The sequence below is a fragment of the Virgibacillus sp. NKC19-16 genome (genome assembly GCF_021560035.1).
Lineage (GTDB): Bacteria > Bacillota > Bacilli > Bacillales > Amphibacillaceae > Virgibacillus_L > Virgibacillus_L salidurans.
Map to the genome: position 1 here is coordinate 87,528 of NZ_CP074373.1, position 13,489 is coordinate 101,016.

Annotated in this window: 13 protein-coding genes and 1 tRNA gene; 11 read left to right on the top strand and 3 right to left on the bottom strand. The window is 40.4% G+C overall.

Annotation, left to right across the window (positions count from 1 at the left end):
* The first annotated feature begins 4 nt into the window (after positions 1 to 4).
* The 5 genes from KFZ58_RS00470 (at position 5) to KFZ58_RS00490 (ending at position 2,061) form a co-directional block, all read left to right on the top strand.
* A complete protein-coding gene (locus KFZ58_RS00470) occupies positions 5 to 262 on the top strand; it encodes an RNA-binding S4 domain-containing protein (RefSeq protein WP_235792950.1) in 258 nt (85 codons plus the stop codon).
* A 54-nt stretch (positions 263 to 316) separates the two neighbouring features.
* A complete protein-coding gene (gene yabP, locus KFZ58_RS00475) occupies positions 317 to 622 on the top strand; it encodes a sporulation protein YabP (protein WP_235792951.1) in 306 nt (101 codons plus the stop codon).
* On the top strand, positions 619 to 1,218 hold the full coding sequence (yabQ, locus tag KFZ58_RS00480) for a spore cortex biosynthesis protein YabQ (RefSeq protein ID WP_235792952.1): 600 nt from the start codon (positions 619 to 621) through the stop codon (positions 1,216 to 1,218). The genes yabP and yabQ overlap by 4 nt, the downstream gene beginning before the upstream one ends.
* Before the next feature lie 6 nt (positions 1,219 to 1,224).
* Entirely contained in the window at positions 1,225 to 1,605 is a 381-nt protein-coding gene (locus KFZ58_RS00485; protein WP_235792953.1) for an FtsB family cell division protein, read from the top strand.
* Between the two features lie 72 nt (positions 1,606 to 1,677).
* The gene (locus KFZ58_RS00490) at positions 1,678 to 2,061 is read left to right on the top strand and encodes a S1 domain-containing RNA-binding protein (RefSeq protein ID WP_235792954.1); all 384 of its coding nucleotides are present in this window, start codon (positions 1,678 to 1,680) and stop codon (positions 2,059 to 2,061) included.
* A 312-nt stretch (positions 2,062 to 2,373) separates the two neighbouring features.
* Here KFZ58_RS00490 and KFZ58_RS00495 read toward each other — a convergent pair.
* The 3 genes from KFZ58_RS00495 to KFZ58_RS00505 all read right to left on the bottom strand — a co-directional run bounded on the left by KFZ58_RS00495 (position 2,374) and on the right by KFZ58_RS00505 (position 4,528).
* Positions 2,374 to 2,447: transfer RNA gene (locus KFZ58_RS00495), tRNA-Met, on the bottom strand.
* A gap of 96 nt (positions 2,448 to 2,543) precedes the next feature.
* Complete coding sequence (locus KFZ58_RS00500) at positions 2,544 to 4,016, bottom strand: DHA2 family efflux MFS transporter permease subunit (RefSeq protein WP_235794624.1); 1,473 nt, start codon at positions 4,014 to 4,016, stop codon at positions 2,544 to 2,546.
* Positions 4,017 to 4,081: 65 nt separating this feature from the next.
* A complete protein-coding gene (locus KFZ58_RS00505) occupies positions 4,082 to 4,528 on the bottom strand; it encodes a MarR family winged helix-turn-helix transcriptional regulator (protein ID WP_235792955.1) in 447 nt (148 codons plus the stop codon).
* 349 nt (positions 4,529 to 4,877) lie between these two features.
* Here KFZ58_RS00505 and spoIIE point away from each other — a divergent pair, with 349 nt between their 5' ends.
* From spoIIE to ftsH, 6 genes are all read left to right on the top strand, one after another.
* Positions 4,878 to 7,334, top strand: a complete 2,457-nt coding sequence (gene spoIIE, locus KFZ58_RS00510; RefSeq protein ID WP_235792956.1) for a stage II sporulation protein E — start codon at positions 4,878 to 4,880, stop codon at positions 7,332 to 7,334.
* A 150-nt stretch (positions 7,335 to 7,484) separates the two neighbouring features.
* Complete coding sequence (locus KFZ58_RS00515) at positions 7,485 to 8,225, top strand: VWA domain-containing protein (RefSeq protein ID WP_235792957.1); 741 nt, start codon at positions 7,485 to 7,487, stop codon at positions 8,223 to 8,225.
* Positions 8,188 to 9,114 (top strand): serine/threonine protein kinase PrkT, encoded by a 927-nt coding sequence (gene prkT, locus KFZ58_RS00520; RefSeq protein WP_235792958.1) that lies wholly within the window; start codon positions 8,188 to 8,190, stop codon positions 9,112 to 9,114. The genes KFZ58_RS00515 and prkT overlap by 38 nt, the downstream gene beginning before the upstream one ends.
* 126 nt (positions 9,115 to 9,240) lie before the next feature.
* Complete coding sequence (gene tilS / locus KFZ58_RS00525; protein WP_235792959.1) at positions 9,241 to 10,644, top strand: tRNA lysidine(34) synthetase TilS; 1,404 nt, start codon at positions 9,241 to 9,243, stop codon at positions 10,642 to 10,644.
* 11 nt (positions 10,645 to 10,655) lie between these two features.
* Positions 10,656 to 11,198, top strand: coding sequence for a hypoxanthine phosphoribosyltransferase (hpt, locus tag KFZ58_RS00530; protein WP_235792960.1), 543 nt, complete (start codon positions 10,656 to 10,658; stop codon positions 11,196 to 11,198).
* 194 nt (positions 11,199 to 11,392) lie between these two features.
* On the top strand, positions 11,393 to 13,411 hold the full coding sequence (ftsH, locus tag KFZ58_RS00535; RefSeq protein WP_235792961.1) for an ATP-dependent zinc metalloprotease FtsH: 2,019 nt from the start codon (positions 11,393 to 11,395) through the stop codon (positions 13,409 to 13,411).
* Positions 13,412 to 13,489 lie beyond the last annotated feature (78 nt).

A 13,489-nucleotide genomic window follows, 5' to 3' on the forward strand; every position in this document is an offset into this window, starting at 1 on the left:
AATCATGCGATTAGATAAATTTTTAAAAATATCCCGATTAATTAAGCGACGGACCATGGCGAAGGAAGTTGCCGATCAAGGGCGGATTACGATTAACGGCAACAAAGCCAAATCCTCATCAACGGTAGAGGCAGGCGATGAGCTTGTGATCAAATTCGGACAAAAGCTTGTGACACTTCAGGTTAATAACTTAAGAGAAAATGTGAAAAAAGATGAAGCAGAGACGCTATATAAAGTAATCAAAGAAGAGCAAAATGAATAGTTCTATACTTGTCCCTCCTATCATAAAGTAATAATGATAAGGAGGGCTTTTTAAATGAATAACTACTATGATAAAAATGAAAACGTGACACGTGTGCAAAAAGATCATTATGTAAAATTGAATAACCGTAAAAACCTGGAAATTACTGGTGTTAAGGAAGTAGATAGCTTTGATAATGAAGAATTTTTACTGGAAACGGTGATGGGATATTTAATTATCCGCGGGCAAAACCTGCAGCTGCAAAATCTTGATGTTGGGGACGGCGTCGTTTCGATTAAAGGTAAAATCTATGAGCTTTCCTATGTGGATGAGCAGCAACAGGAGAAAGCTAAAGGATTCTTTAGCAAGCTATTCAGATGACACTAACCGTGCAATTCGCGACAATGATCGCCATGGTTTTAGGCGGCTTTTATTTGGGTATCATACAAGAGACGTTTCGGCGCTTTACCCCATATTGGAAAGAAAAGGTAATTTTTTCTTATGTCATAGAAGTTTCCTTTTGGCTCACCCAGACCTTGATTTTATTTTATGTTCTCTTTCGGGTAAATGGTGGTGAAATAAGGGTCTATATATTTGCGGCCTGTCTACTCGGTTTTGCTATGTATAAGGTATTTGCTGCTGGAATATATAAACGACTCTTAGAGGGAATTATCCGTGTAGCAGCAGCTATTCACCGATTTTGCGCTAATGTGGTACAAGCACTTATCATTACACCTATTATGTGGATCGTGAAGCTGGTTGTAAGTATTGTTTTATGGATAGCAGGCCTGATTGGTTCAATTCTTCTTTTCCTCTTTAAGCTTGTCTATACTCCAATAAAGTGGATTTTTCTGAAGCTATACGGATTGCTGCCAGAAAAAATACAAAACTTTTTATACAAAACAGCAGGAATTTATAGTATAATGAAGAATATATATATAAAATGCCGGAAGTATATAACGTTTAAGAGGAGGTAGCAGGAGTTGTCTAAAAGGGAAAAAACGGTAACAAGATTAGACTCACAGTACATGCAGCAATACGATGCACATATGGAAAGGCAGAAACGAAAAAAGCAGCGTTTAATTCGTCGTCTTGTGTTATTTTCCATTATAGCAGCGATTGCTATTGGGAGTATGACAGTATATCATATCCAGCAGCGCGCCCTTCATGCGGAGAAAGTTGAAGAGTATGAGCAACTGGAAGAGGAACTGACTTCCTTACAGGACCAGGAAAAAAATTATAAAGAAGAGATCGAATTGTTGCAGGATGAGGAGTATGTATTGGATGTAGCTCGAACGAACTATTTCTTCTCAAAAGAAGGGGAATTAATCTTTAATCTGCCTGAGGAAGAGCCCTCTTATTGACACACTTTCACTTGCATGACTATAATATAGAAGAACTATATATTTAATCTTTTAAGGAGGAGCATTTCTTTTATGTCAATCGAAGTAGGCAGCAAGCTGCAGGGAAAGGTAACAGGTATCACTAACTTTGGGGCGTTTGTTGAGCTTGAGGAAGGTAAAACCGGACTTGTCCATATTAGTGAGGTTGCAGACAGCTATGTTAAAGACATTAATGAACACCTTAGCGTCGGTGAAGAAGTTACAGTAAAAGTAATTAATGTCGAGAAGGATGGAAAAATTGGTCTATCGATTAAAAAAGCCAAAGATAAGCCAAAACGCCCACAAAATAACCGAGCGCAAGCGGAAAATTTTGAGTCAAAAATGAACCGCTTCCTCAAAGATTCTGAAGACCGTTTAGCCTCTTTGAAGAAGCACACGGAATCCAAACGCGGGGGTCGAGGTGCTAAAAGAGGATAGCAGTTGCTGTCTATATATGATGCTCTATAAAATAAAAAGCAGGTACTTAGCATAATGCTGGTACCTGCTTTTTTGGTATTTAGGGAAGTTGCGGGTTTTCTTTTCGACGACTAAAAATCCATGCTTTGTATCTATTATAATCTGTGCTGGCTAGAATGTTTGACGTATTCTATATAACAAGTTTCCTGGTCCTCTGAAAATGAATACTGCCTTCCCATCCTTCCTTTCTGATATAATTATGGTATATAAAAAAATAGAAACCCAATATAAAGGATTTCTACGCTAGTAAGTTAAAAATATAATTTTTTAAAATAGCGGCGGAGGGGATCGAACCCCCGACCTTACGGGTATGAACCGTACGCTCTCGCCAGCTGAGCTACGCCGCCAAAAAGCCAACAGAATTTATGATACAACAGAGTAGAGCTTGTGTCAATAAAAAAATTTTAAGCACTGCTCGCCTTTAACGAGCAGTACTTTACATCCTACCTATTTTCATAACCAACTTTACGAGTCACATGCATGTTCCGTTCTTTTTTACTAGCAACTTCTCGGTAATATTCTTCATCTTCTTCAACCGGTTTTGTTTTTTTGATAAAGAAGGATAAAATAAATCCTATCATCGCAAAGACGGTAGCAACCATGAATGAATCGTTAATTCCTTGAATCGTTGCTAGGTTTTCAATGTTTACTAACTGCGATTCGGTTGGTGTTCCTGATGGCATTAAATCAGTAACATGTTTGGCTGTTTGGCTACTCATAACAGTTACCAGAAATGCAGTACCGATGGAGCCAGACATTTGTCTGAGCGTATTCGCCATCGCTGTACCGTGCGAATATAGGCGCCTTGGCAGCTGGTTCAGCCCCGCGGTCATAATCGGCATCATGATCATGGATATACCGACCATTCGCATCGTATAAGCGAACATCATAAAGTAGTATCCTGTCTCATCTGTAAGATTAGCAAATAATAAAGTGGTCACTGCCGTAAGTCCAAGTCCGACTAATGCTAATGGCTTCGCGCCAATTCGGTCAAAAAGCGCACCGGTAATTGGCGACATGATGGCAGCTATGATTGCTCCAGGTAGTAGGAGTAAGCCAGATTCCAATGGAGAAAATCCACGGATATTCTGCAAATAAATGGGAATGAGAATCATGGCTGCAAACATGGCCATCGTAACAACAACACTAATCACGGTCGTCAGTGAAAACATATTATACTTAAATACACGGAACTCTAGCATTGGCGTCTCCAGCCGAAGTTGTCGCATGACAAAGAAGACCATAACGATCATGCCAATGCCAAGCGGAATGAATACTTGAGGACTTCCCCAACCCATTTCCCCTGCACTGCTGAATCCATATAATAATCCGCCAAATGCAAAGGTTGATAAAATAATAGATTTATAATCTACTTTCGGGTTCGATATTTTCGTTACATTCCGTAATAAGAAGTATGCAAGGATGATATCAATAATTGCGATTGGCAATACGATGAAAAATAATACACGCCAGGAAAATGATTGCACGACAAGTCCGGAAAGTGTAGGCCCGATTGCCGGGGCGAACATCATTGCAAGACCAATCATTCCCATCGCAGATCCACGTTTTTCAATAGGAAATAGACTTAAGATAACATTCATTAATAACGGCATCATAATTCCGGCACCTGCCGCCTGCACGATCCGTCCTGCAAGAAGAGACGGGAACGAAAAGGATATCCCGCAAATCAGGGTTCCAAGTGCAAATAGGGACATGGCAGTCAAGAAAAGGTGTCTTGTTGTAAATTTCTCCATTAAAAAAGCGGTAATAGGAATTAAAATCCCGTTTACCAGCATAAAAATGGTTGTTAATGATTGCGCGGCATTGGCTGACATCCCCATATCAACAATCATAACCGGCAGAGCGATGTTCAGGAGCGTCTGGTTTAAAATAGCAACAAAAGCTCCCATGACCATGACCGAAATAATCGGTCCTTTTGGTACTTCATTTGCATCTACAAAAGCTGTTCGATCTTTCCATTTCAATTCTTCTCATCTCCAGTTAGTTGAATCTTTTCTTTGATTAATTTATGCAGATCAAGCAAGGTTTCTACATCCTTATCACTGATCTCATTTAGGTGCTTGAGCCGCTCATAAAATAAATGATGCCCCTCTAGTTGCTTTTCTTTTCCTATCTCCGTCAAGTTAAGGACAATCGCTCTTCTGTCTTTTTCAGATTGTTGCCTTTTGATATACCCTGCTTTTACCAAACGTTCTACTGTGCTGCTGACGGTGCTTTTGTTGACATTCATCTTGTTGGTGAGATCTTGTAGGCTCATATTGGCCTCTTCATCGATTATTTTCATGATTTGCAGCTGAACAATGGTGACACCTAACTCATTTGCGTGTTGCCACATCTGTCTGTAAAAGAATTTATTTACCTCGCGAAAGGAATAAATAATGTCACTGATTTTTTCGTAATTATCCATAGTATCTCCTTCGAGAGTCATAATGTTCATGCACGAACAATTCGCACAAGAACTATTATACGCCTATAAATTATATATTGCAATGGGATAGTTTGTTATTTTAAAACACACTTTTTTTCCGCACAACTTTACCCATTTCGGCAAACTTGTCAGTAAAACGCATATCGCTTTATCCAACATAATCCGATGTCTATAAGGATCAGGAAAATTTATCACACATTCGTTCGTGTTGAAAACTGCTTCTTATTCAGAAAGTCGTCGAACGATTTTTGGAATACGCTCTGTTGTTTTGACAAAAAAAGAATACGGCCTGTGTTTTAATAACACAAAGACGGGGGAGTGGTTTCGTATGATGGATTCAATTCCAAGAGTAAAACCCAAAACGCTTGGAAACGAAAAGGATAACCGAAAATGGGACAGGTTTTCCAAGAAGGTTTATGCAAAAGTCAGCACAATTTTACTCGATAAGGGGTGGCTCTACTTTATTGTAGGCTTTTTACTGGGACGGGCTGTCATCCTATCTGTCGTTTCTCCTTTTGCGGTGGCATTTCTGGCAACGATGTGGTTTGTACATAAGGAGAAAGCGGCAAAATCGATGCTTGCTGTGTTTGCCGGTGCGTTGAGTTATTCTATAACACATAGTATTTTTATAGCTTTAGCCATGATTTTATTTATTTTCCTGGCAGGCTTGTTTAAAAATGTAAAAAACCAGCAGCTCGTTGTTCCGCTATTTGTTTTTATATCTACAGCGGTGCCTAGGGTTTTTCTCTATTCGATTAATGGTCAGCTTTCATCCTATGAGTGGATGTTGCTAGCTGTTGAGGGTATGCTGGGAACGGTCCTAGTATTAATCTTTATGCAAAGTATTCCTTTATTATCACCAAAAAGATATAAACCTACATTAAAAAATGAAGAAATCGTCTGTATGATTATTCTAATTGCCTCGATTTTGACAGGTACCATAGGTTGGGAAGTTTATGGTGCTTCGGTGGAACAGGTATTCTCACGTTATTTTGTACTAATACTTTCCTTCGTTGGTGGTGCTGCCATTGGTTCAACGGTAGGGGTTGTAGCGGGATTGATTTTATCCTTGGCTAATGTTGCGAATTTATACCAGATGAGCCTTCTTGCCTTTTCCGGATTATTAGGGGGCTTGTTGAAAGAAGGGAAAAAGCCCGGGGTTGCTGTTGGTTTATTAGTGGGAACATTTTTGATAGGAATTTATGGAAGTGCGGCTACATTAGCCCCTTCCCTTATGGAATCACTAATTGCGATCATTTTCTTTATTTTGACCCCTGCAAGCTGGTTTAGAAGTCTATCGCGCTACATTCCTGGTACGGAGGCATACACCACGGAACAAGAACAATACCTGCAAAAAGTACGTAATGTTACGGCAAGAAGAGTGGAACAATTTTCGGATGTGTTTGGCGCCCTGTCCAAAAGCTTTGCACCTTCTGATATACAGGTACAGGATGAACATGAAACAAAATGGGAAACGGATTATTTTTTAAGTCAGGTTACAGAGAAAACATGTCAGAATTGTTTCCTGAAAGATCGTTGCTGGCAGAGGCAATTTGATAAAACATACAATTTAATGGAAGAAATGAAGGATGACATTTCAGATGGGAACGAACCTAATCGTAAAGTGGCTCGTGAATTTGAAAATTACTGTGTGAAACCGAAAAAAGTAGTGGAAGCGATGAAAGAGGAGGTTTCCTTTTTTGAAGCAAATCGAAAGCTAAAGGATCAAGTGACGGAAAGTAAACAGCTAGTTGCAGATCAGCTGCAAGGTGTATCCGATGTCATGGAGGATTTTGCGAAAGAAATTTTAAAGGAAAGGCAACATCACGAGGAACAAGAAATGCAAATTATTCATGGATTAAAGCACATGGGAATTGATTTGGAAAAGCTAGATATCTATAACTTGGAAAAAGGTAATATCGATATTGAAATGACGGTATCGTTTTATAATTATCATGGGGAAGGGCCGAAATTAATTGCCCCGGTGTTGTCTGATATTTTACAAGAAATGATTGTCGTGAAGCAGGAAGACATTTCACCATTTCCAAATGGTTATTGTTACCTCGCATTTGGTTCCGCCAAAGAGTTCGTCATTGAAACCGGCGCGGCGAACGCAGCAAAAGGTGGTGGGCTTATTTCAGGTGACAGTTATACAACAATTGAACTTGGTGCGGGAAAATACGCGATGGCCATCAGTGATGGGATGGGTAACGGGCAACGTGCGAAAGAAGAAAGTGTAGAGACACTACGCCTCTTGCAGCAAATACTGCAAACAGGAATCCCTGAAAAAGTGGCAATTAAGTCGATCAATTCGATACTGGCACTACGAACAACGGATGAAATGTTCGCGACATTGGATCTCGCGGTAATTGATTTGCATAATGCTTACGTGCGATTCTTGAAAATTGGTTCGACACCAAGCTTTGTAAAACGCGGAGACAAAATGCTGAAAGTCGAGGCGAGCAATCTCCCAATGGGCATTATCCAGGAATTTGATGTCGATATCGTGAGTGAGCAATTACTTTCTGAAGATCTGCTTATTATGATGAGTGACGGTATTTTCGATGGGCCAAAACATGTGGAGAATACAGATCTATGGGTGAAGCGGAAAATACGCGAGATGAAGACAGAGGATCCCCAGGAAATAGCTGATCTATTACTGGAAGAGGTGATTCGGACCAGATCCGGAGAAATTGGGGATGATATGACGGTGCTTGTTGCAAAAGTGACGAAGAATACACCCGAATGGGCCGCGGTACCGGTGTATCAGAGCAAGGCACAGTGATTGGGTAATTCAACATAATGAAATAGGCAATTTTGCCGATTTCCACCAATCTGACTTCGGACCTCCTAAAAGGCGTATGCCGAGTATTCCAACGTATACTTCCTTCCTTTTGTGTCTATGATGTTACTGGAATAGTTGGGAGGTATAACTGTGAAGAAAGGTACGTTGAAACAGATTTTATTGATAACGGACGGCTGCTCGAATCAAGGGGAAGATCCTTCGGCAACGGCAGCGCTGGCAAATCAGCAAGGTGTTACGGTGAATGTAATCGGAATTTTGGATGATGATCAGACGGAGCAGCCTGAGGGGCTGCAAGAGATAGAGGATATTGCGTTGTCCGGTGGTGGTGTGAGTCAGTTAGTTTATAAACAGGCTTTATCGCAAACGGTTCAGATGGTGACAAAGCAGGCAATGACGCAAACGCTTCAAGGCTTTGTCAATAAAGAGTTAAAGCAAATTTTAGGCTCGGAGCAAACACTTGAAGATATGGAACCTGAAAAACGCGGTGAGATTATGGAAGTAGTCGAGGATATGGGAGAGACCAGTGATTTGGAAGTACTTGTCTTAATCGACACAAGTGCAAGTATGCATGACAAGCTCCCTACAGTGAAAGAGGCATTAATTGACCTTTCGATAAGCTTAAATGCTCGTATTGGGCGAAACCGTTTCTGTATTTTCAGCTTTCCAGGCAAACGAAAAAGTATTCAAAAAGTGTTTGATTGGTCACCGGAGCTTGATGCAGTGACAACCGTATTTCCGAAGCTGACGAGTGGAGGTATTACGCCAACAGGACCAGCGATACGTGAAGCAATGTATCAATTTGGTAAGAAGAGCTTATTAAGGAGCTTTAAAGATGAAGACGAACCAGGAATGGAAGAGGCAGGGTATTGAATTAAGACCCGGAACGACACTAGTCGGAAAATGGCATAAAAGGCGTTACACGATTAAACGTAAACTTGGGGCTGGTGCGATTGGATCGGTATACTTATGTGATTTTGGCGGACAACCTGCTGCGTTAAAAATTAGTGATAAAGGTACATCGCTGACAGTCGAAGTCAATGTATTAAAGGCGTTAAAGAAGGTCCAAGCCCGTCGTCTTGGACCTTCGCTGTTGGATGTGGATGATTGGGTTGCACCAAATGGCCTTACCTATTCCTTCTATGTTATGGAATATTTACAGGGGAAAAGCCTTTCTTCTTTTCTCAAAAAACAGGGTAATGAGTGGACCGGCGTGTTTATGCTTCAGCTACTGGAAGATTTGGAAAAGCTGCACCAGTCGGGGTGGGTTTTTGGTGATTTAAAACTAGACAACCTTCTTGTTGTTCACTCACCGCCAAAAGTGAGATGGGTTGATGTCGGAGGCACCACCCAAATCGGACGGGCAATCAAGGAATACACCGAGTTTTACGACAGAGGCTATTGGGGTATGGGTACAAGGAGAGCGGAGGCAAGCTATGATTTGTTTGCGTTTGTTATGGTATTTTTAAATTTGTATTATCCGAATCGATTTGAAAGAGGCCCACAACCTGAGAAAACATTATTCAAAAAGCTAAACGATGCAAAGGCGCTGGCTCCATACCATGATTCACTTAAAAAGGCATTGCTGGGAAAATACCAGTCCAGTGCTGAGATGAAGCGTGAGATAACGAGTAGCTTATACAGTGTGCAAAAAAGGAGCCGATCCAAAGATAAGGCTAGTAAAGCACCCTTTCTCATCGAAGCAGGGGGGATTTCGGTCATCGCATTTGCCTATTACCTTTTTTCTCTACTTTTGCCGTGAAAAAGGGTATGATAGGATAAACTTAAAGTGCGTTTTCAAAAGGAGGATAAAAAGGACCGCGTCGGTTAAGTTCGATGTGTCATTTTTACCGGGCTTTTTGAACATCCTCTTAAATTAGTCTTGGAGATGGAAGCTAAAATGAAATCTAGTGTTACAGCTTTTATGAAAAAACATCAATTACTGACGAAGGGCGCAACGGTATTGGTTGGTGTCTCCGGTGGGCCGGATTCGATGGCTCTACTTCACTTTCTTTGTTCGATACGTAAGGAATGGGAACTGCGTTTGATCGCCATTTCCATCGATCATCAACTCAGAGACACGGAATCTGAGGCCGATTTAGGCTATGTAAGTAAGATGTGTGACAGGTGGAATGTAACGTTTATTGGAACGTCCTTAGATGTCCCATCTTACAAGCAGGAAAAGCAGGTTGGAACGCAAATCGCAGCACGCCAGATGCGCTATGGATTTTTTGCAGAGCAAATGGAAAAATACGAGGCAGATTATTTAGCACTGGGTCACCATGGTGATGATCAAGTTGAAACCATGTTAATGGGGCTCGTTCGTTCCGCTAATTCAAGTGATTTTTCGGGCATCCCAGTGAAAAGGGATTTTGTTACAGGATGCATTATTCGACCATTGCTGGGAGTGACAAAAAAGGAAATTAATACTTACCTAGAAGCGAGTGAGATCATTCCAAGAATAGATCCAACAAATAATGAGACCATCTATACGAGAAATTTTTTCAGGAAAAAAACTATTCCACTACTAAAAGAGAAAAATAGTAATATACATACTACAGTACAGCATTTGAGTGAAACGCTAGGTGAGGATGAGCAGTATTTACGAGCGCAGGCAGGTAAGGTCTTCAATGAGATTGTAGAATTAGACGAAGAAGGCACGCTTGCGGCATTTGAAATCGATGTGTTTCAAGCACAACACTCTGCTTTACAAAGGCGAATATTTCATCTAATATTAAACTATCTGTATAATAGATTACCGAAGGATTTATCTTACGTTCATGAGGAGCAATTTTTCGCGTTATTACAAAGTGATAAAGGCAATGTTCAAATTGACTTTCCTGCCCATTTGAAATTGGAAAAAGTGTATGGGAAGCTAATTTTTAACTTTTTACCAGAAGAAGCCCCACCTTCTTTTCATAAAACGCTGGAAGTACCAGGAAGAGTTGATTTTCCGGATGGTTCCACAGTTACTGCATTTTATAATAATACGTATTACGGACAAGATAAGCATTCCTATTTTTGTAATAAAGAGGAAATTGCTCTACCATTACATATTAGAACACGCTTGGCCGGGGATAGAATGCATTGGAAGGGACTTGAGGGCAGTAAGAAGCTTAAAGATATATTTATCGATGCCAAAGTGCCGAAAAAAGATCGTGCGAAATGGCCGATTTTAACCGATAATAATGGAGAAATCCTATGGTTAATTGGATTAAAAAAAGGACAACCTGATTCTCAGAAAAGTAACACCTCATATATTCAGATAATCTATGAAAAAGGTGACATGTAGGAGGAACTAGGATGCATAATGATATTAAACAGGTATTAATATCAGAAGAGGAAATTGCGGATAAATGCAGGGAACTAGGGCGCCAGCTTACAACGGAATATGACGGGAAATTTCCATTGGCTGTTGGTGTATTAAAAGGGGCAATGCCATTTATGTCTGACGTACTTCGCCGAATGGAGACATATTTGGAAATGGATTTTATGGATGTATCAAGCTATGGAAGTGGTACACGTTCTTCAGGTGAAGTGAAAATAGTGAAAGATTTGGACGCGAAGGTAGAGGGACGTGATTTATTAATTATCGAGGATATTATCGACAGTGGACTGACCCTAAAATATCTTGTTGATTTATTTAAGTACCGTAAAGCAAATTCAATTAAAATTGTTACATTGCTTGATAAACCGGCCGGGAGAACGGCAGCCATTAAAGCAGATCTTGTTGGGTTCGAAGTTCCGAATGAGTTCGTTGTAGGCTATGGCTTGGATTATGATGAAAGGTATCGTAACTTGCCATACATTGGTATATTAAAGCCAGGAATTTATAGTAAAGGGTAAGTATGAGGACAATTAAGTTGATTAAGGTGATTTTATTAGTATAGAATACATATTGTACGATTGTTTTATGCAATATTACATAAGGCATGGAGCGATGTGAAATAACCATCATTTCTAAGTGAAATTAGTTGTATTGAAACTTTTTCATATGATAGGATGAAATATAGTTTTTCCCGTTTGGGAGGAGGTAGGAAATGAAACGGATTTTTGGGAACGCGTTTTTTTGGATACTTATGTTTCTTGTCGTTGTAGCAGTTATATCCGTATTTCAAGGAGACAACGAAGAAGAAGTACAATTTAATGTACAAGAATTTGAGACAGCTTTAGAAAATGGCGAAATCGAAGAAATGACGATGCAGCCAGCAAATGGGATTATGCGTTTTACCGGAACTTTAGTAGATGATGAGCAATCATTTGTTGCGCAAGTTCCTGATAATACACTTTTAATCGAAAGCATTACAACCACGGCAAATGAGCAAAGTGCGCTTAATGTAGTAGAAGAGGAACAGCCTAGTGCATTTGTTAGTTTTCTAACAATGATGCTTCCGTTTCTGATTATCGGACTAATTTTCTTCTTTATTCTTAGCCGGGCCCAAGGTGGCGGCGGTGGCGGCGGAGGCCGCATGATGAACTTTGGTAAAAGTAAAGCCAAAATGTATACAGAAGAAAAGAAAAAAGTTCGCTTTAGTGATGTTGCCGGAGCCGATGAAGAAAAACAAGAACTTGTTGAAATTGTTGACTTTCTGAAGGATCCACGCAAATTCGCACAAGTAGGTGCACGTATTCCAAAAGGGGTACTATTGGTAGGACCTCCGGGAACAGGTAAAACATTACTTGCCCGTGCGGTTGCAGGTGAAGCTGGCACACCATTCTTCTCGATAAGTGGTTCAGACTTTGTGGAGATGTTCGTAGGTGTTGGTGCTTCCCGTGTACGTGACTTATTTGAGAATGCGAAAAAGAATTCACCATGTATCATATTTATAGATGAAATTGATGCTGTTGGTCGGCAACGTGGTGCAGGTCTTGGTGGTGGACACGATGAACGTGAACAAACATTAAACCAGCTACTTGTTGAAATGGACGGATTTGGTGCTAATGAAGGAATTATCTTGATTGCCGCAACAAACCGTGCAGATATCCTTGACCCGGCATTACTAAGACCTGGACGTTTTGACCGTCAAATAACGGTTGACCGCCCGGATGTTAAAGGACGTCAAGATGTATTAAAAGTTCATGCAAGGGATAAGCCTTTGGCAGATACGGTAGACCTAAAAACGGTCGCAATGCGGACACCAGGTTTCACAGGTGCCGATTTAGAGAATTTACTAAATGAAGCAGCACTGGTTGCTGCCAGAAGTGATCGCAATCAGATTAATATGATTGATGTTGATGAAGCTATTGATCGTGTTCTCGTAGGTCCTGCTAAGAGAGGAAAAGTTATTTCGAAAAAAGAAAAAGACATTGTGGCACACCATGAAAGTGGGCACACTGTTATCGGAATGGTACTTGACGATGCAGATGCTGTGCATAAGGTTACGATCATACCACGCGGTCAAGCCGGGGGTTACGCTGTACAACTGCCAAAAGAAGAGCGTTACTTTATGACAAAACCAGAGCTATTTGATAAAGTTATTGGTCTACTGGGTGGTCGTGTTGCTGAGGAAATCATGTTCGGCGAAGTTAGTACCGGTGCATCCAATGACTTCCAACGAGCTACAGGTATTGTTCGTAAAATGATTACCGAATTCGGTATGAGTGATAAGATTGGCCCACTTCAATTTACAAGTGGCGGTGGTGGTGATGTTTTCTTAGGTCGTGATATTGGAAACGAGCAGAACTATAGTGATTCTATCGCCCAAGACATTGACGAAGAAATGCAAAACTTTATCAACTACTGTTACGAACGTGCAAAATCAATCTTGACAGAACATAAAGATAAGTTAGAGCTTATAGCACAAACGCTTCTTGAAGTAGAAACATTGGACGCTAAGCAAATTCACGCACTCTTCCATGAAGGTGTACTTCCAGAGCCTGAGGAAGAAGACGAATCAGAAGAAGATGTAAAAGTAAACATCCAATCAAAAGAAGAAGAGGCTAAGTCAACTGAAGATAAAGAAGATACGGAAAAAAGAGGACCTCTAACGGAACAGGAAAAAGAAGAAATATTTAAAGATAACAAGCCTTCTTCAGGTGATACGGATAAAAAAGAATAAGCGTATAGGAGCAGTCACTTAGGTGGCTGCTTTTTTTCTTGTAATAAAGTGTGGTATATTAATGAGTAGAAAACGCTA

What these genes read in the sequence shown, in the direction of transcription:
- KFZ58_RS00470 (WP_235792950.1), top strand. Translation starts at nt 5, where the DNA reads ATGCGATTAGATAAATTTTTAAAAATATCCCGATTAATTAAGCGACGG.
- yabP (WP_235792951.1), top strand. Translation starts at nt 317, where the DNA reads ATGAATAACTACTATGATAAAAATGAAAACGTGACACGTGTGCAAAAA.
- yabQ (WP_235792952.1), top strand. Translation starts at nt 619, where the DNA reads ATGACACTAACCGTGCAATTCGCGACAATGATCGCCATGGTTTTAGGC.
- KFZ58_RS00490 (WP_235792954.1), top strand. Translation starts at nt 1,678, where the DNA reads ATGTCAATCGAAGTAGGCAGCAAGCTGCAGGGAAAGGTAACAGGTATC.
- KFZ58_RS00500 (WP_235794624.1), bottom strand. Translation starts at nt 4,016, where the DNA reads ATGGTCATGGGAGCTTTTGTTGCTATTTTAAACCAGACGCTCCTGAAC.
- KFZ58_RS00505 (WP_235792955.1), bottom strand. Translation starts at nt 4,528, where the DNA reads ATGGATAATTACGAAAAAATCAGTGACATTATTTATTCCTTTCGCGAG.
- spoIIE (WP_235792956.1), top strand. Translation starts at nt 4,878, where the DNA reads ATGATGGATTCAATTCCAAGAGTAAAACCCAAAACGCTTGGAAACGAA.
- prkT (WP_235792958.1), top strand. Translation starts at nt 8,188, where the DNA reads ATGAAGACGAACCAGGAATGGAAGAGGCAGGGTATTGAATTAAGACCC.
- tilS (WP_235792959.1), top strand. Translation starts at nt 9,241, where the DNA reads ATGGAAGCTAAAATGAAATCTAGTGTTACAGCTTTTATGAAAAAACAT.
- hpt (WP_235792960.1), top strand. Translation starts at nt 10,656, where the DNA reads ATGCATAATGATATTAAACAGGTATTAATATCAGAAGAGGAAATTGCG.
- ftsH (WP_235792961.1), top strand. Translation starts at nt 11,393, where the DNA reads ATGAAACGGATTTTTGGGAACGCGTTTTTTTGGATACTTATGTTTCTT.